The sequence below is a fragment of the Rhodococcus sp. NPDC056506 genome (assembly GCF_042794945.1).
Classification (GTDB): domain Bacteria; phylum Actinomycetota; class Actinomycetes; order Mycobacteriales; family Mycobacteriaceae; genus Rhodococcus_F.
In genome coordinates, this window is the sequence record NZ_JBHTSW010000001.1 from 226,123 (window position 1) to 243,350 (window position 17,228).

Below are 17,228 nucleotides of genomic sequence, written 5' to 3' on the forward strand. Positions count from 1 at the left end.
TGTGCTGAATAGTTAGCGGCAGGAACATTGTCGAGTGACCATTCTGACCTCCTCGACCACGCACACACCGACCCATGCCCGTACTCCTCAGGGGCGCATCGACCCTCGATTGCTGGTCGTCGGAGGCGCGGCCGCGATCTCGATCAGTTCGCTCCTCATCAAGCTGGCCGATGTCGGGCCCTCGACGGCCGTCTTCTTCCGTTGTTTCCTGGCCTTGCCGCCACTGGCGTGGTTGGCGTGGCGGGAATACCGCCGGGTGGGCAAGCCGAGCCGGCGGGCAGTCGTTCTGCAGGTGCTGGGCGGTCTTTTGCTCGGACTGGATTTCGCGTTGTGGTCGCAGTCGATTCTCATGATCGGCGCGGGGATGGCGAGCGTCGTCGTGAACGTGCAGGTGGTTGTCGTGCCCGCACTGTCCTGGTTGGTATTCGGCAATCGGGTTCCGATGCGCTTCGTGTTCGCCCTACCGTTCATGTTCACGGGAATTGCCTTGGCGGGCGGCGTGTTCGGAGGTGGGGAAACCGGCGACGACGTGCTGTGGGGAACGGCGCTCTCGCTCGTCTCCGGAATCGCATACGGCGGCTACATCTTCGTGGTCGGCCGTACGGGCGAGGCGGATCGGGCAGCGAGCCAGGTGTTGATCTCGACGACGTCCGCGGGCATCGCCGGGTCCGTCATCGGATCACTCTGGGGCCGGATCGATTTCGTCCCGGGTTGGGAAGCATTCGGCTGGCTCGCGGCACTGGCGCTGGTCGGCCAGGTGTTCGGCTGGATGCTGATGGGGCACTCGCTCCCTCGACTTCCCGCCGAGGTGGGCGCGACGCTCCTGCTCATGCAACCGGTACTCGCCGTACTGCTGGCGGTTGTGCTGCTCGGCGAACGGCCCGGTATCGGGCAGCTACTCGGGTGCGTCGTCGTTGTCGGAGCGGTCTCGGCCGTCTCCGTACGTCGCACCCGAGCAGTCACCCGAGTAGGTAGTGCCGGCTAGTGCACCCGCATCTCGCCGGGCATCCACATGCCCGAGCGGGTTGCGGTGCCCGTCTCCACCTCTGCCGGAACAGCATTCGGGAAGTACCGGTCGTAGCGCTCGAGTGAGCCCCAGTCCCGCGCCCAGTCGTCCTTCAGGTACGTCGGAACCGTCGTTGCCCCGGCGATGACCTCGGTGAACCCGAGCGGGCCGCCGTTGTCCGCGGACTGCCAGGTGTCGGTGGAGCTGACGGCCAGGGGCCGGTCCGGGAGGATGCGGAAGTTCGGCATCTCGGCCACGCCGTTCTGATGCGTGAACGGACGTTGGCACGGGAACTGAAGGCCGACAGCCCAGTCCAGGAGAACCGGCTGCTCGTTGCCGATGTACGAGTTCAGGGACTCGAGCTTGGGCACGCGCGGCGGCGTGAATGCCATCCACTGATCGCCAGTGAGGTTGGGATCGAACGCGACCACGCGAACGGCGTCGGCGTCCGGCGCGAGTTCGTCGATGGGGATACGGACGTTGCGCCACGACGGTGCGGGTCCGATGTCTCGCGGCATGTACGAACCCTGGACCTGCACGGTTCCGTCGGGCTGAGTCTTGCCGTACTCGACCAGCAGCGACTGGCCGTACGTGATGGCACCGGTGTTGTCGACGGACCACACGCGCCCGGCGACGGACATGACCACCAACGGTGATTCCTCACTGCGAGTGGGTAATCCGTACCAACTCGAGATGAGGGAAGCGGGTTCCTGTACGCCGGGCTGGTAGCTGCCCATGACCGGCGTCTTCGAAGGATCGAGACCGAAGGGGAGCTTGGCCGTGCTGCCGTTGACGCCGACGTTGCCGGTGCCGCCGCTGGTTCCGGCACCGGAGCCGGTGGCGAAGCTGGGGCCGACACTCTGGTTGTCGGTATTGCCCATGCCCTGCTTGACCTCGATGTAATCCGCAGTCAGATCGCTGGGAACCCCATTGGGGGAGAAGCCCTTCGAATCAACTCCGGACAGCGGATCCTCGGCGTTGAATCCGGGAGCGGTCAGTGGCCGCAGATTCCCGGAATTGACGTCGGTCTCCACCAGTACGTCCTCGGCCATGCCGCAGGTCTTGCCCGCGAGTGCCTCGATGTTGCTTCGACCCAGCGAGTACGCCGGGTACTGCGACACTGCGCCCTTGAGTAGGGAGAGCACCTCGAAGAGGACCATCAGACCGGCAATCACGGTGAGCGGGGCGGCCGCGAACTTGCGAATTCGTCTGCCCTTGGCCGTGTTCGGCTTCTCGGGCGGGGCGGCAAATCCCTCACGCAGGTACTGCCACGCGGCAAAAGCCAAGGCGAGAGCAAAGAGTGCGAGGAACAGTGTGTTGGATTCACGGCCGTCGTAGGAGATGGTCTTGTCGAACCACGGCACGCCGTAACTCGAGACGTACCAGTAGCCGTTGATGCCGGCGAACGTCAACGCCAGCATCAGGAGCAGTCCGGCCACGAACACCGATCGGTTACGACGCGAGCGCAGGGCCGACGCGGACACGGCGACGGCGGTCAGCGCGGCGAGAGAACCGGCGATGCCCGCGTACGCACCGAAGTGGTGAGTCCACTTGGTGGGGTTGAACATCATCAGGAACATCGTGCCGAAGACGACGCCGACGAGGCGCCACGACGGACCTGTCGCGGCGCCGGGGACGCGGCCGCGGCGCAGCAACACGAAGAGTGTCGTGAAGAGGCACAGGATCATCGTCAAGAACGCGAAGCGTCGGGCAACCGAGCCGTCGACCGTCTGGACGAAGAGGTAGTAGTAGCGCAGGAAGTCCTGATACCACTCGAGATTGGGGCCGATGATCGTTCGGACGCGGGTGGCTTCCATGACGCCGGCGAAGGTCTGATCGGCGAAGATGACCACCAGCACGATGGTTCCGGCAGCGGCGATCGGAGCGAGAAGCGGCAGTGTGCCGACCAGCCGGTGACGCTTGACGACGATGCGCACCAGTGGGCGGACACCGGCGAGAAGGGCTGCGATACACATCAATCCGGTGGGCGCGGCGGCAAGAGTGAAGGCGCCGATCAAGATCGCGGTCGCCGCAGGGAAAAGGCGTCCGGTGGCGATGGCGCGCTCGATGGAGCACCAGGTGAGCAGTGCGCCGAGAGCCACGATGGGCTCGGGGCGAAGACCGTTGTTGTATGCCAGCCAGAAGGACAGGAATACCAGCCCGCCGGTCCAGAGGGCGACGTTGCTCCGGCGAACCGCCCGGCCGAGACGCGGGACGACCTCGCGGCTGATGACCATCCAGCACAGGATTCCGGCGAGCAGAGCGGGCAGACGCATGAACGGGCTCGCGGTCGAGATCTTCGCCATTACGGCCAGTACTTCGTAGTACCAACCGAACGGGGCCTCGGGAACGCCGAACCAACGGAAGTAGTTGGCCATGTATCCCGCGTCCGGCGAGACTCGGGCCATGGTGAGGAGGTAACCGTCGTCGGCGGTGTTCGCGCCGATGAAGTGCCAGACGACCAGCGTTCCGACCACAACCCCGTCGATGCCGGAGAACTTCCACCAGCGTTCGGGAAGGAAGCGTCGGTGCTTGCGGCCGTCGGTGCCGTCGAGGCGGGCCAGGGCGACCAGAGCGACGATGGTCGAGAGGACGGCCACGATCATCGCGACCAGCTTCAAGACGCTGGGGCTCGACGAGAAACGTGAGTCGATCGTCATCGAGAAGCCGAGGCCCTCGGGAGCAGCGCCGTCGGGCAGGTCGCTGAAGACGCCGACCACCTGCGGGCGGAAGTCTCCGTCGAGCTGACCACGAATCGGATTGCCGTCGGGATAGGTCAGACCGACGAACTCTGCCGTGGTCCGGTTGACGTCAGAACTGAACGCGATGGCGCCGCAGCGACTCGACTCGACGTCCTCGCGCGCCGCCGAAGCGACGACGACGTTGCGATCGAGCACGTCGACGCTGGTCGCGGACACCCGGACGAACATCGACGAGAGTGCAGCGCCGTCGCCCTGTGCTGGTGCCGTCGACAGCAGGATGCCGCCGCCCTCGGGCAGCGAGCTGACCGCGCTGCAGGGGATCGACGCGTTGACGTCGATGGGAACCTGCGCCATCAGAGGTGCCTCGACGTCACCGATCACGCCGTTCTGCGGCCAGTTGACCGACGCCGTCGTCTGCACGACGGGAAGCAGCGGAGTTGCCAGTGCGAGCACGAAGCCGAGCAAGCCGGCGATGATCGCAACCCATCGAGTGCGATGGAAACGCTCGCGGGCATCCTGACCAGCAGGAGGCGGCGAACTCGAAGTCTGAGGTGAAGCTGTCACTGCGTCGGGCACGGCTACCGATGGTATGTCAGGGCTGAGCGTGGACCTACCGTGCCCAGGTGGTTGGTAGGTCCACGCGTAACAGTTACGACTGGTAACGAATCGGGCCCGGCGTCCAGGTGCCCGAACGCGTCTCGGTGGTGACGTTCATTTGCGCGGGAACTGCGTCCGAATCGAGCGGTGTGTACTGCTCGAGCGAACCCCAGTCCCGATCCCAGTCGTTGTCGAGGTAGGTCGGCAATGCCCTGGCCGAGAGCAGTTCGGTGGTCCAGCCGAGCGGTCCGCCGCCGTAGTGGTCCTGCCAGGCGTTGGTGGACTCCGCGCCGATGCGGTCGGGCAGGATGCGCCACTCGGGGATCTCGGCGATGCCGTACAGGTGATCCACCGGACGCTGGCACGGGAAGGCCAGTCCGACGGCCCAGTCCATCAGCACCGGATCGGTGGATCCGACGACGTCCTGCAGTGTGCGCATGGTCGGCACTCGCGGCGGTGTCACCGCCAACCATTGATCTGCACTGATGTCGGTGTCACTGGCCACCAGACGCACGGTGTCGGCGTCGGCGGGCAGTTGATCCATCGGAACGCGCAGGTTGCGCCACGACGGCGACGGGCCGATGTCGATCGGATCGACACGTCCCAGCGCGTCGACGCTCCCGTCTGCCTGCTTCTTGCCGTACTCGACCTGCAGGACCGCACCGGGGGTGACGATGCCGTCGGAGTTGACGTAGCGGATGCGTCCGGCGGCCGCGACGGTCAGGAGCGGTGCGGCGTCGTTGCGCTCGGGCAGTGAGTACCAACCGGTGGTCAGCGCAGCGGCCTGCGCCGCCCCGTAACTACCGAGCACCGGGGTTTTTGCGGGGTCGAGCCCGAACGGGAGTGCGACGTTGCTGCCGTTGACGCCTGCCGTCGACTGCGAGCCACCGGCGGTGCCGGATCCGGTTCCCGGCGTGGTGGTGCCGGACTGCGAGGTCGAGGTGTCGAGGCTGTTTGCACTGCCTGCCGTCGAGTCTTCTGCGTCGGCTGTGAGGTCGCCGGCGACTCCGTCCGGCGAGAATCCGGTCGACTCACTCGCGCCGAACGCACCCGCGCCGGCGAGATCGGTGGGCCGATCCGTCAATTGCAGAACGCCGGCGTTCGGATCGGACTCGACGAGTACCTCGCCCGCGAGACCGCAGCTTCCGCCGAAGACGGATTCGATGTTGGACTTGCCGATCGAATACGCGGGGTACTGAGCAACGGCTCCCTTGAGTAGGGACAGCACCTCGAACAGCACTACGGCTCCGGCCGCGATGGTCAACGGTGACGGGGCGAGAAGGCGAAGTCGCCTTGTCTTCTTGACGCTGTCTTCCGCACCGTTTCGCTCGCGCGGCTCCATGACGTGGTACCACGCGGCCAACAGCAGCGCGAGGATCGTCAGACCGAGGAAGGCCGTCGAGAATCCCTTGCCGGCGATTGACGGCGGCTTGTCCCACCACGGGACGCCGTAACTCGAGACGTACCACCAGCCGTTGGAGCTGGTGAACGCCACAGCGAGGATGAACAGGATGCCCGCGGCGAACAGCGCGCGGTTTCGTTTCGAACGCATGCTCGACGCACTCACGCCGACGGCGGCGAGCACGGCAACCGTGGCGGCCAGACCGGCGTACACACCGAAGTGGTGAGTCCACTTGGTGGGGGTGAACTGCATCAGGAGCAGTGACGCGAACACGATGCCGAGGATCCGGCGCGACGGCCCGATCGCGGTGCCCGGGATCCGGCCCTTGCGCAGGATCATCATGACGCAGAAGACGAGCCCGACAATCATGACGAACATGCCGAAGCGGCGCGCCAACGAACCGTCGGGGGAGATGGTCATCAATGCGTCCCAACGCAACCGTTCCTCGAACCACGGAACGTTCGGCCCGACGGCCGTTCGCACCCTCGTCGACTCGAGAACTGTCGCGAGGGTTTGATCTGCGAAGACCGCGACGAGAACCACGGTTCCGGCCGCGAGGATCGGCATGATCTGGGACAGGAAGCCGACACGCTTGCCGCGGGCGATCAGGATCTGCAGGATCGGCCGGGCGCCGGCGATCAACGCGCCGATCGCGATCAGACCGGAAGGCCCGGCGGCCAACGAGAATGCGGCGATCAGCACGGCCATCGCGGCGGGCAACAGACGTCCGGTGGCGATCGCGCGTTCGATGGAGCACCAGGTGAGCAGAGCGCCGAGGGCGATGATGGGCTCGGGACGCAGGCCGTTGTTGTACGGCAACCAGAAGGCCAGGAACACGAGCCCGCCAGTCCAGATGGCAACCTTGTTGCGGCGCACCGCAACACCGAGTCGCGGTATCACCTCGCGGCTGATGACCATCCAGCACAGAATGCCGGCGATCAACGCGGGCAGGCGCATCCACATGCTCGCGGTGCTGACCTTCGCGAACAGCGCCAGCACGTCGTAGTACCAACCGAACGGCGCTTCGGGGACGCCGAACCAGCGGAAGTAATTGGCCATGTACCCGGAGTGCTCCGAGACTCGGGCCATGCCGAGCAGGTAACCGTCGTCGGAAGTGTTGGCGCCGAACACATGCCACAGCGCCAGCGTGCCGATCACCAGGGCGTCGATGCCGGTGAACTTCCACCATCGCGCCGGCAGGAAGCGCCGCGCACGACGGCCGTCGACGCCGTCGATCCGGTGCAGTGCGTACAGCGAGACGATGGTCGAGAGTGCCGCGACGATCATCGCGAACAGTTTGAGAAGTGTGGGGCTGGACGAGAACCGGGAGTCGACGTCCATGTGGGCGGACAGTCCGGCGGGCGCTGCGCCCTGCAAGTCGGTGAAGATGCCGACAACCTGTGGGCGGTAGTCGCCGGTCAGGGTGGTGCTGACGCCGTCGACACCGGTGACGGCCGCGACGGTCTGCTCGGAGTTGGTCGTGATGGTGAGCGCGGTGCATCCGCTGAGTTGATCGAGCGGAACCGAGATCAGAACCGAATCGCGAGTGAGTGCTTCGAGGCGGTCGGCAGTGGTGCGGACGGTGAGGCCGCGGGCGTTTCGGTCCGGCGCCCCGTTCGGCATGGTCGAGAGCAGTGTGCCGCCGCTGCCGCCCAACTGGTCGAGGGTCGAGCACGGGATGGTGATGTCCAGCGACGTGGGCGAGTAGGAGATCAGCGGTGACGAAACGCTGTTGACGGTCCCACCCTGCGGCCAGTCGATGCTTGCGGCTTCCTGCTTGACGGGCAGGAACGGCGTCGCAAGTGCGAGAAGCAGGCCCAGAAGGCCGGTGATTATCGCGATGAGTCGTGCCGTCCGGACTCTCTGGGAATCCGATTCTCGGGGAGCTTCGGGGCCAGTGGGCACGGGTTTCGGGGGCACTACTACTTCAGACGGCACAAGGAACGATGTTAGGCGAGTGTGGGCCCGCACATCCTGAGAGAACTACTCAGGATGCAACTTCCTGTTCGGATTGTGGTGTTTCAAGTGTTCGGGCGATGGTGTCGAGTGAAATACCCAACACTTCCGCGACCGCGCTGATGGTGAAGAAGGCGGGTGTCGCGATGCGGCCGGTTTCGATCTTGCGCAGCGTTTCGACCGAGATGCCGGCGTCGAGCGCTACCTGAACCATGCTTCGGTCTCCCCGTGCTGATCGCAGGAGTTCACCCAGTCGTAGTCCTCGTTCGAGTTCTTCCGCCGTCAGCGGTACGCGCACCATGTGCTTATAGTAATACCGGTATAGTTATTCGACAAGGAAGGTGTTCGAGATGGTCGAAATCAAGACCGCAGGCGAAATCGACGCGATGGCGGCGGCGGGAAGAATCACGGCGCAGGCTCTGGCTGCAGCGCGTGAGGCGGCGAGCGTCGGGGTGACGTTGCTCGAATTGGACGCCGTTGCCGCGGAGGTTATTTCGGCGGCCGGTGCCTCGGCACTGTTCTTGAACTACCGGCCGGCAACGGCGCCGACACCGTTCCCCGGTGCCATCTGTGCGAGCGTGAACGATGCTGTGGTGCACGGTATCCCGAATGGGTACCGACTCCGTGACGGTGACCTGGTCAGCATCGACTGCGGTGCGAGACTCGACGGATGGTGCGGCGACTCCGCCATCAGCTTCACTGTCGGGCAGGGGAGCAGTGAGGATCAGGCACTGATCGACGCGACCGATCAGGCACTGGCCCGCGGGATCGCCGCCGCCCAGCCCGGAAACCGATTGGGCGACATCGGTGCCGCGATCGGACAGTACGCGCGCGGCCTCGGATACGGCATGCTCGCCGATCACGGTGGTCACGGCATCGGCCGTGAGATGCACGAAGGACCGGACGTGCCCAACGAAGGTCGAGCAGGCAAAGGCTTCCGGCTGCGTCCCGGCCTGGTCATCGCCATCGAACCGATGCTCATCGCCGACGGAACCGACGACTACCGGCACGACGCCGACGGGTGGACCCTTCGTACCGTTTCGGGCGCCAGGGCTGCGCACAGTGAGCACACGGTCGCGATCACCGAAGACGGTCCGGTGATCATGACTCGCTGATCAACCCCGCCGTTGACTAGCTCTGGTTCGAGGTCTTGCCGCTCACGAGGTCTCGTACGTCCCACACCCACACGTCGTCGACGCGCTTGGCCTCGAAGCCGACCAGTTCGTCGACAGTGTGGCGCAGGGCGTCGTCACCTTTGAATCGCGGAAGTACCAGAACGTCGGCGTGCCAGTACCGCAGGTCGGTCAGTGCGTTCGCCCTGGTGCCCACGTCGATCAACGGGACCTTGCCGGTTTGTTTGGTATTGACCAGCAGGGTCGAGGTGGGTCGGGACTCGGCGCCGTAGATTCCGGCGCGGGTCTTCGAATCCGGGCCGACGAAGTATCCGCCGGCAATCGGGAACCCGAAGTCGGCGTCGACCTGCCAACTCAGTGCGCGGGCGTCTTCCGCGCTCGCGACGGGGACCGTCACCAGGGTGCCGTCGCTGACGTAGTTCTCCCACGAGCCGCTGGTGATGAATTCGGGCGTCGCAGATCGTTGATCGGCGTCGATGGGTGTCGGGATGAGAGGAATCATCGCGACGGCGAGAGCCACCAGCCAGACACCGGCAGCAGTGCGGCGCGGTCCACGAAGTTCGACAAAGGCGCGGTAGGTGCCGAGGGTGAGCAGCAGTCCGATCGCCGGAATCGCGCCCATGGCGAAACGGGATTCGAGCACCGATTCGAACAGCGGCAGGTCGGCGAGAAGTTTCCACGGCAGGGTGATGCCGGTCTTGTCACCGTCGATGATCAGTTCGGAACCGAGCGAGAGCACACCCATGACCACGATCACGGCGGCGGCAGCGCGGGTCAGACGGATGCGCCACAACCACACCGTGGCACCGAGGAGCAGGATCACCAGCGGCCACCCGAAGTACGCGTTCTCCTCGGTCGGGTTCATCCGGAACTCGGCGCCCTCGGGATCTCCCGCAACCGACTCGGTCGGGAACGTGGTGAGGGCAGCGGTGTCGTTGCCGGCCTGACCGTGTGAGACGCCGTCGTAGCTCGCTGGGCCGAAGAACTGCGACCACAGCGGCACTGCGGTGATCAAGAGTGTGACCGCACCGCCGATCACGAGGCCGGGCATCGCGCGCTTGATCGCCTCGCGTGACTTGGCCAGGTCGGGCAGGGCATACGCGGCGCCGAACACCATCGCCGACATCGTGAAGATGAGGAGCGGTTCTTCGCCGAGGAAGATCTGCCACGCGACGAGCAGGCCGAGAACGATTCCGTCGCGAACCGGACGCTTGCCGTTCGAGATGCGCACTACCTGCAAGAAGATGAACGGAAGCACGAAGAACGCGACGAAGTTCGGATGGCCGTTGGCATGCGAGATCATGGCCGGTGCAAATCCGCAGAACCCCGCGCCGACGGCGGCGGCGACCTTGGAGCGGACCGAGACGCCGGTCAGTACGTGTCTCGAGAATGCCCAGTACCAGGCGATAGCGGTGCCGCCGAGGCCGGCAGTCAGCCCGATCGCATACGTGGCCGTGGGTCCGAAGATCAGCGTGATCGGGGCCAGCGGGATGCTGATCCCGAACATGGCGGTATTGGCCATCAGGTTCACGCCGAGTGGGTAGTTCTGCAGGTCACTGAACAGCGGGCTGCGGAACTGCGCGAGCGCGTGGGCGGTGTCGGCGAAGAACCATTCCCACATCGCCTGGTCGCGCCCCGCGTTGAACAGGTAGCCGGACTGCAGGTCGCTCCACAGGTTCGACATCACGTAGATCGCCGCGACGGTGAACGTCACCATGATCGCGAGATCGACCAGACGGCCGCGCTGGACGACCGAGCGCCTGATTGCTGAACGGACTCGCCCTGGACGTGCTTCTTCGAGCAGTTGGACGTCGGGCAGGGTCTCGGTCATGCAGTCGGTGCCTTTCGGTTCTGGCGCCCATCCCTGAAGTGGCGTTCTGAGAAGTTCGGGGTGGCCTACTTAGGTCTCGATTCGATAACTTCCACTGTCAGAGTAACGAACAAAACGGTTCGCGTCCGCGAGCGGGCGCAGTCATCGGGACAAACCGGTCCGCCCGACTTGTCCGGAAAGTAATGTTTTCGTGCATCGTTTGACGGGTTCGTGACCGGGGTATCGCAACAAGGATCTTGCTCGCGTTTGTTCAGGCAGCCCCGACGAATCCCATCCTCGACGAAGAGTTGGAACCTACGTCCGGGGCCTATACCGGATGGGATGGTGCTTGTGCATGTCGAAGACAGCAGTTCGTAGTAGCGCAGTGGGAGCAGTGGCCTTGTTGGCCGTTGTCCTGGGGGGTGGGACGGCGTCGGCAGGCGTCGACAACACCAGTTCGATAACCGACGTCAAAGGAAATCGGATAGAAGTCTTCCAGGCTGACACCGCTATCCATGTCTTTCCACCGCTCGACAGCTCACCTCTGAGTGTCGAGTTCTTCCACGACGGGGTTGCCGGCGTGAAGATCGACGGGCCGGATGCAGCAAGTTTCACCGGAACGAAACTGACGATCGGCTATCAGATCGGTTACCCGATCGCGTTGACCGGCGCGACGGTCGTTCTCAACAGTCCCGGTCTCGACTGGGCCGTCGAGAGTGGAACCAACCTCGGTATCGGCCTGGTTCCGGACTTCGAACTGGGACTGGATATTTCGAACGGGTTCGTCATCGGCGGGGACATCATTCCGTCGCAGGAACTCGACGTCGATCTGGCGCCGGGTGGTATCACCGACGTCGCGCTGCTCGAGGATCAGGAATTCGACGGTCCCGAAGCGGCCGTTCGACTCTCCGGAGTTCACGGATACGTGCAGGGAGCAATCGGTCCGGTGACAATCAGGCCGTACGCGAAGGCTGTCACTTCGAATGGCGATACCGTCGTCACTTACGGTGTACCGCAGAGGCTTTAGCGGAAGTGGGTGCCCCCACCGTCACGCTGCAACAGCGTGACGGTGGGGGTTTTCCGCGTTGCGTGTGGTCGCTTCGGTGCCGCGAATAGGCGAAGCGTCTGCCCAATGGGCACTGCGGGAAACACTGACGAGTTTCGCGACCAGTCGCGCCGCGATCCACACGAGGTACACGGCGGTGATCAGAAGCAGAAGTGCCCAGTCGTGCGCGAAGAATCCGACTATCCCGCCGACCGTGAACGCGAGGGCGACAAAGACGACGCGTCCGCCCACATCGGTCTCGACCAGGTACTCAGGCTCGACCGGATCGTCGGGTTCGCTCGATTCATCGATGTCCCCACCCGATTCGGCCTTGGACTTCTCGTGGTGTTCGGTTGGGATCTCGAGTAGCTCACCCCATTCGAGCACCGCAACGGTGTGCGCGGTGTCGGTCGGGATCGTCCGGTAATCGCGAGACTCGGAAACGTCGATGAGAGCCCTTGCCAGAGTGAGGACTTCGATGCGGTTGCGAATCGCGACGCTCAGCACTTCGTGAAAGGCCTGCTCGCGCCCGAACGGTTTGCCGCGTGCAATGACCAGAACATGCTCTGCGGAATCGAGAACTGCACGATGCGGTACTAGCTCGCGGCTTTGCGCAACGAGTTCGCTCACTGTCATCACCTACCCCGCCGGTGGTTGATGCGGCCGTTTGCTCGACTGCGCTTGGAGGGGCTGAGTACCCCGGCAGTTTCGGAAACAAACTCGCCGGGTGGCGTGTCAGATTTGCGCAGCCGGGGCCGAGAGTGCTCCGAGGCAACTTTCGATCAAGTCGGCAGCGATCACGTGAGCCCGATCTCGGCTGTCGACGCGCCCCTCCCACGTGGCAAACGTGACGACGGTGAGCACGGTCAGAGTTCCCGCCCGAAGTTCGGCGATGTCTGTCGGCAATGAAGATGCGGCGATGATCCGCCGCTGAACTTCGCGGAAGCTCTCGGCCTGCATGTGATCGCGGATGGTCGACGACATTGCCGGGTCGAAGATCGACTGCACCAGGAACCGCGCGTACAAAGTGCCCTCGCGGTAGATGGTCTGTTCTGCCAACGGCAGGACGAGAGCCTCGACGAGGGCACGCATCGTCGGCGGATTCGGGTCGAGATCGATCATGTCGAGAAACTCACGCCGACGGTCAGCGGCAGGTCGCATTCTGGACTCGACGACTGCCGCCAGCAAACCTTCACGTGAACCGAAGTGATACTGCGCGGCCGACTTGTTGGCCTGCCCGGCTTCGGTCTGAACGTCACGAAGCGTCAGAGCGGCCAAGCCACGTTCGGCAACCAGACGCTCGGCTGCATCGATCATTGCCGCTCGGGCATCGGTTCGGGTCACGGTATGAAGTTAGGGGTGCGTCGGGGTCGCGTCAACGACCCCGACGGTAAGCCTTTTGTGACGTATCTCCTGGTTAGTTCGCGTCAGAGCGGGTAACGACCACAAACGGACCCTGCTCTGTGACGGTGAAACGAGGATCGTCGAACAGTTCCTTGGGGAACGTGACCGTGTAGCGGCGGACGTTCGGGTCGTTGGGATAGACGTCCTCGGCCAACCGCAGTGTGTACCCGTCGGCGCCCTGGCGGAAGACGAAGGCGTCGGGGCTGCGCCACGGCGCCGAGTCCAGCGCAGCTATCAGTTCGTCAGGGGTCTTCAGTTCCGACCACTGCTCGATCAGCGCGGCGCGCGCACGGAAATCGGCGAGGGGGTTTGCGTAGTGCGACGTCAGCCCTTGGAAACCGAAGTACGGGTAGAAACTCAGGAAGCCGATGTCGGCGGTGAGCACCACCGTGTCACGGGGTTCGCGTCCCAACTGCTCGCGGATGATCCGGTCGATGTCGGCGTAATTGGCCTCGGCGCCCGGTGGTCGCTTGTCGCCGCGCTCGCCGTTGCCGTCGGTATCGCTGTATGCCACAGCGATATCCGGCGCCAGCACCTGCGGGATGTTCTGCGCGAAAGCGATGGCTCCGATGACACCGAGTGCAACGAGTACCGCTTTGACTCGGGGATTCTCGCTGGTGGCCAGCACGATCCAGCCCGCGAACTCGAAGAAACCGAACACGCCGGCGGCCGCGAGAAGTCCGATCAGTACCGGCTCGAGCCGGAATCCGAGGAGCGTGCTGCCGGCAACGGTGAACGTCATGGACAGCAGCGCCCACAGGTACACGGCGATGACGCCGATACCGAGTGCTCGGGCGCGGCGGGAGAACAGGAACCGCGAAATCAGCCAGACCGTGCCGAGCAGGCACAGGCCGCCGACGAGCGAGAAACTCAGCATCGGGAAGGGCAGCACCGCACCGGAATCTGGGAGGTAGTGCATTGCGGTGCCGGACTCTGCAGTGGCACCGGAGAGTGCCTTCAGCAGGTACGGCGCCCAAACGGTCAGAGCAACCAGACCCGAGATGATTGCAATTGCTGCAAGTCGAATGAGGGGTCCCAGTGCGGCTTTCCACGTGTTCTGGGCGCGGGCGGCAAGTACTGCGGCAACGACGGCCATCAGAGTCACCGCGAACGCGGCGAATCCGAGATACAGCGTGTAGACGGTTGCGGCAAAACCGAGGAACAGGCCCGTCCCGAGAATTGCGCCGGCTCCGGCAAATCGAGAAGCACCCGGGCGATCGAGCGCACCCCACGCCAGGATCAGCACCGGCGGGATCAGGAGGTTGATGACGGCGCCGTATGCCTCGGGGGAGTTGTACGCCAACACGACGGCAGTGACGGCCAATGCTGCGACGACGGCCCAATCGCGTCGAATCAGCTTGGTCCACAACACGAGTGCAACGACGGCGACGACCGCCAGGGAGCCGATCGCGTACGGCTTGAACGCTTCCCAACCGTCCATACCCAGCAGGTTCGCGACGCGTCCACCGACCCAGAACCAGCCGGCCGGGTAGAACGGCGGCAGATCCACGTACGTCATGTCCTGCAGCGCAGCCGAATCCGTCAGCCGGGTCAGGTACTCGGTCCGGAACTGCTGATCGACCGAGACGCCGTGCAGATACAGACTCGTCGCGGCGAGGGGAAGCCCGAGCGTCGTGGTGACGAAGCCGGAGAGCCCGGCCCACGAGAGGAGTTTTGCGACCCGCTCGGCCTTGCGGACACGGAACATCAGAACCGCGGCACCGACCACTGCGATGCAGAGCACCTGCAGCACCGTCGTGACTGCCTGCGTGACGTTGGAAGAGGTGAACGCCGGCCACTGCACTCGGCCGAAAGCAAAGAGCCCGACAGCAGCTACAACAGCGGCGACCAGCGCTCCGAGGGCCATTTCCACCACCGTCGCCGCGGCATTACGCCACGGCGACGGGGTCGAAAGGTCTGTACTCGGAGCAGTTGTTGTTTCTGGCACGGGAGGAGCTTAAACCGGCAACTTCCGGAAGATCGGGCGCGGCACGTGGCGCAGGCCCATCATGACGAAGCGCCAGGGGCCGGGAGTCCAGACGATTTCCTTGCCCTTGTCCGAGGCGGCAACAGCGAGCTTCGCGACGATGTCCTTGTTGACCGTCAGCGGGGCTTCCTTGACGTGGGCACTGAACTGCGTGCGCACCATGCCGGGACGAACGACGGTCACCTGCGGTCCGAATTCCGCGAGAGCCTCGCCGAGCCCGAGGTAGAAGCCGTCGAGGCCCGCCTTGGTGGAGCCGTAGACGAAGTTGGCACGCTTGACGCGCTCGCCGGCTACGGACGACATCGCGATGATCTTGCCGAAGCCCTGAGCCTTCATCTTCTCGCCGAGAAGAACGCCGACCGAGACGGAAGCGGTGTAGTTCACGTTTGCGACCAGTACCGCCTTGCGCTGGTTCTGCCACAGCTCTTCGGAGTCACCGTCCAACGCAAACGCGACGATGGCGACGTCGACGTCACCGTTCGAGAACGCCTGGTCGATCACCTTCGGGTGCGACTCGAAATCAACGGCGTCGAAGTCGATGAGCTCTACCGAGGTGGCGCCCTTGGCTTCGAGTTGCTTGACCGCAGCTTCGCGTCCCGGATCGCCGGGGAGCGCCGCCAGAATGACGCGCAACGGCGCCTTCTTCAGGTACTCCTCACAGATGGCGAGGCCGATCTCGGAGGTTCCACCGAGAAGCAAAACGGTTTGCGGGTTACCTACAGCGTTGATCACAGTTCCAGCCTTCTGGACATATCGGAGGCGAAAACGCCTGTGGGGTCGTACTTGCGGCGCGTCGCGATCCACTCGTCGATGCGCGGGTACATGGCGTGGAAGGTTTCTGCGGATGTCCGCGAATCCTTGGCCGTGTACAGGCGTCCGCCGAATTCGAGGACACGCTTGTCGAGTTCGGTGACGAACTCGTTCAGGCCCGGCTTGATGCGGAAGTCGACGCAGATGTTCCAACCCGGGATCGGGAAGCTCAGCGGCGCCTGATTGCCCTCGCCGAAGAGCTTGAACACGTTGAGGAACGAGTAGTGCCCGCTGCGCTGGATGTCGACGATGATCTTCTTGAACTCGTCGACGGCCTCCGGTGGAACCACGAACTGGTACTGAAGGAATCCGTTGGATCCGTACGCGCGGTTCCACTCACCGAACATGTCGAGCGGGTGGTAGAACTGCGTCAGATTCTGGACCTTGCCGCGGTACTTGCCGGACTTGCGGAACCAGACCTCACCGATCGCGGTGAAGTTGAACTTGTTGGCCAGCCCGTTCGGGAAGACGTCGGGGAACGTCAACAACTGCGGTGCGTCGAACGCGAGCGGGTTCTTCTGCAGCTTGGCCGGAAGCTGATCGAGCTTCGCCAACGATCCGCGTGAGACTGCGGCACGACCGAGCTTCGGGGGCGCGGAAATCGCGTCGAACCAGGCGCTCGAGTACTCGTAGTTGGCTTCGCTGCCGTCGCTGTGCAGAGCGATGGTCTCGTCGAGACTATTGGTGACGTCGCCGTCGGCGATGAAGTACGCCGTCTCGGTCGGTGTCATCTTGATGGTTGCCCGCAAGATGATGCCCGTCAGGCCCATGCCGCCGATCGTGGCCCAGAACAACGCGGCTTTGGGGTCGTTGCGTCCGCCCTTGGGGGTGAGGGTGCGAACCTTGCCGTCAGCCGTCAGCAGATCCAGCGACACGACGTGGTTGCCGAAGCTGCCCGCGCTGTGGTGGTTCTTGCCGTGAATGTCGGAGCCGATGGCGCCGCCGATCGTGACCTGGCGGGTACCCGGCAGGACCGGAACCCACAGGCCGAACGGCAGAGCAGCCTTCATCAGCTGATCCAGATTCACGCCGGCGTCGACGTCCACCAGAGCGGTGTCGCGATCGATGCGGTGAATGCGGTCGAGTGCATTCATGTCGATGACCAGGCCGCCGGCGTTCTGCGCTGGGTCACCGTACGAGCGGCCGAGGCCGCGCGCGATGACGCCGCGTCGCAGATGCGAGGGCTTGGAATCGTTCTGTTCCGCAACCTGGGCGACCGCGTTCGCGATCACTTCCACGTCGGGGGTGGACAGCACCTGTGCAGTGGTGGCGGCGGTGCGTCCCCAACCGGTGAGGGTGCGGGCTTGGGTGTGGAGAGCCGGCTTCGGCGTCTCTTCTGCTGTCGTGGACATCAAGGTAGAGGTTACCTGGGAGTA

12 protein-coding genes are annotated in these 17,228 nt (G+C 64.4%); 3 read left to right on the plus strand and 9 right to left on the minus strand.

From position 1 onward, the window contains the following. Positions 1–34: 34 nt before the first annotated feature. Complete coding sequence (locus tag ACFQ6H_RS00980) at positions 35–985, plus strand: DMT family transporter (RefSeq protein WP_378642829.1); 951 nt, start codon at positions 35–37, stop codon at positions 983–985. Here the strand turns inward: ACFQ6H_RS00980 and ACFQ6H_RS00985 are convergent. The 3 genes from ACFQ6H_RS00985 to ACFQ6H_RS00995 form a co-directional block, all read right to left on the minus strand. Beyond that, the gene (locus ACFQ6H_RS00985) at positions 982–4,284 is read right to left on the minus strand and encodes an arabinosyltransferase domain-containing protein (protein ID WP_378642832.1); all 3,303 of its coding nucleotides are present in this window, start codon (positions 4,282–4,284) and stop codon (positions 982–984) included. The two genes, ACFQ6H_RS00980 and ACFQ6H_RS00985, sit on opposite strands and share 4 nt — an antisense overlap. 73 nt (positions 4,285–4,357) lie before the next feature. Next, positions 4,358–7,612, minus strand: coding sequence for an arabinosyltransferase domain-containing protein (locus tag ACFQ6H_RS00990; RefSeq protein WP_378643389.1), 3,255 nt, complete (start codon positions 7,610–7,612; stop codon positions 4,358–4,360). Between the two features lie 82 nt (positions 7,613–7,694). Next, positions 7,695–7,964 carry a helix-turn-helix domain-containing protein gene (locus ACFQ6H_RS00995; RefSeq protein ID WP_003943854.1) on the minus strand — a complete coding sequence of 90 codons (270 nt, stop codon included), beginning with the start codon at positions 7,962–7,964 and terminating at the stop codon, positions 7,695–7,697. 49 nt (positions 7,965–8,013) lie between these two features. Between ACFQ6H_RS00995 and map the strand changes: the two genes are divergently transcribed. Then, a complete protein-coding gene (map, locus tag ACFQ6H_RS01000; protein ID WP_378536551.1) occupies positions 8,014–8,778 on the plus strand; it encodes a type I methionyl aminopeptidase in 765 nt (254 codons plus the stop codon). 16 nt (positions 8,779–8,794) lie between these two features. Here map and ACFQ6H_RS01005 read toward each other — a convergent pair whose 3' ends face one another. Next, positions 8,795–10,627: a glycosyl transferase gene (locus tag ACFQ6H_RS01005; protein WP_378642836.1), complete on the minus strand. Its 1,833-nt coding sequence runs from the start codon at positions 10,625–10,627 to the stop codon at positions 8,795–8,797. Between the two features lie 316 nt (positions 10,628–10,943). Here ACFQ6H_RS01005 and ACFQ6H_RS01010 point away from each other — a divergent pair, with 316 nt between their 5' ends. Continuing rightward, on the plus strand, positions 10,944–11,633 hold the full coding sequence (locus ACFQ6H_RS01010; RefSeq protein WP_037126068.1) for an MspA family porin: 690 nt from the start codon (positions 10,944–10,946) through the stop codon (positions 11,631–11,633). A 21-nt stretch (positions 11,634–11,654) separates the two neighbouring features. On the opposite strand, the gene ACFQ6H_RS01015 is transcribed toward ACFQ6H_RS01010, so the two are convergent. From ACFQ6H_RS01015 to ACFQ6H_RS01035, 5 genes are all read right to left on the minus strand, one after another. Then, positions 11,655–12,287, minus strand: coding sequence for a hypothetical protein (locus ACFQ6H_RS01015; RefSeq protein ID WP_378642839.1), 633 nt, complete (start codon positions 12,285–12,287; stop codon positions 11,655–11,657). Between the two features lie 99 nt (positions 12,288–12,386). Further along, positions 12,387–12,995 carry a TetR family transcriptional regulator gene (locus ACFQ6H_RS01020; RefSeq protein ID WP_378536559.1) on the minus strand — a complete coding sequence of 203 codons (609 nt, stop codon included), beginning with the start codon at positions 12,993–12,995 and terminating at the stop codon, positions 12,387–12,389. 73 nt (positions 12,996–13,068) lie between these two features. Beyond that, positions 13,069–14,922: a galactan 5-O-arabinofuranosyltransferase gene (locus ACFQ6H_RS01025; protein WP_378643393.1), complete on the minus strand. Its 1,854-nt coding sequence runs from the start codon at positions 14,920–14,922 to the stop codon at positions 13,069–13,071. Positions 14,923–15,012: 90 nt separating this feature from the next. Continuing rightward, positions 15,013–15,774 (minus strand): decaprenylphospho-beta-D-erythro-pentofuranosid-2-ulose 2-reductase, encoded by a 762-nt coding sequence (locus tag ACFQ6H_RS01030; RefSeq protein WP_019746424.1) that lies wholly within the window; start codon positions 15,772–15,774, stop codon positions 15,013–15,015. After that, a complete protein-coding gene (locus tag ACFQ6H_RS01035) occupies positions 15,771–17,204 on the minus strand; it encodes an FAD-binding oxidoreductase (protein ID WP_230817627.1) in 1,434 nt (477 codons plus the stop codon). The genes ACFQ6H_RS01030 and ACFQ6H_RS01035 overlap by 4 nt, the downstream gene beginning before the upstream one ends. Positions 17,205–17,228: the final 24 nt, after the last annotated feature.

Bases quoted from the DNA above. Each gene is read 5' to 3' on its own strand.
- ACFQ6H_RS00995 (WP_003943854.1), bottom strand. From the start codon at position 7,964: ATGGTGCGCGTACCGCTGACGGCGGAAGAACTCGAACGAGGACTACGA.
- map (WP_378536551.1), top strand. From the start codon at position 8,014: ATGGTCGAAATCAAGACCGCAGGCGAAATCGACGCGATGGCGGCGGCG.
- ACFQ6H_RS01005 (WP_378642836.1), bottom strand. From the start codon at position 10,627: ATGACCGAGACCCTGCCCGACGTCCAACTGCTCGAAGAAGCACGTCCA.
- ACFQ6H_RS01010 (WP_037126068.1), top strand. From the start codon at position 10,944: ATGGGATGGTGCTTGTGCATGTCGAAGACAGCAGTTCGTAGTAGCGCA.
- ACFQ6H_RS01015 (WP_378642839.1), bottom strand. From the start codon at position 12,287: ATGACAGTGAGCGAACTCGTTGCGCAAAGCCGCGAGCTAGTACCGCAT.
- ACFQ6H_RS01025 (WP_378643393.1), bottom strand. From the start codon at position 14,922: ATGGCCCTCGGAGCGCTGGTCGCCGCTGTTGTAGCTGCTGTCGGGCTC.
- ACFQ6H_RS01035 (WP_230817627.1), bottom strand. From the start codon at position 17,204: ATGTCCACGACAGCAGAAGAGACGCCGAAGCCGGCTCTCCACACCCAA.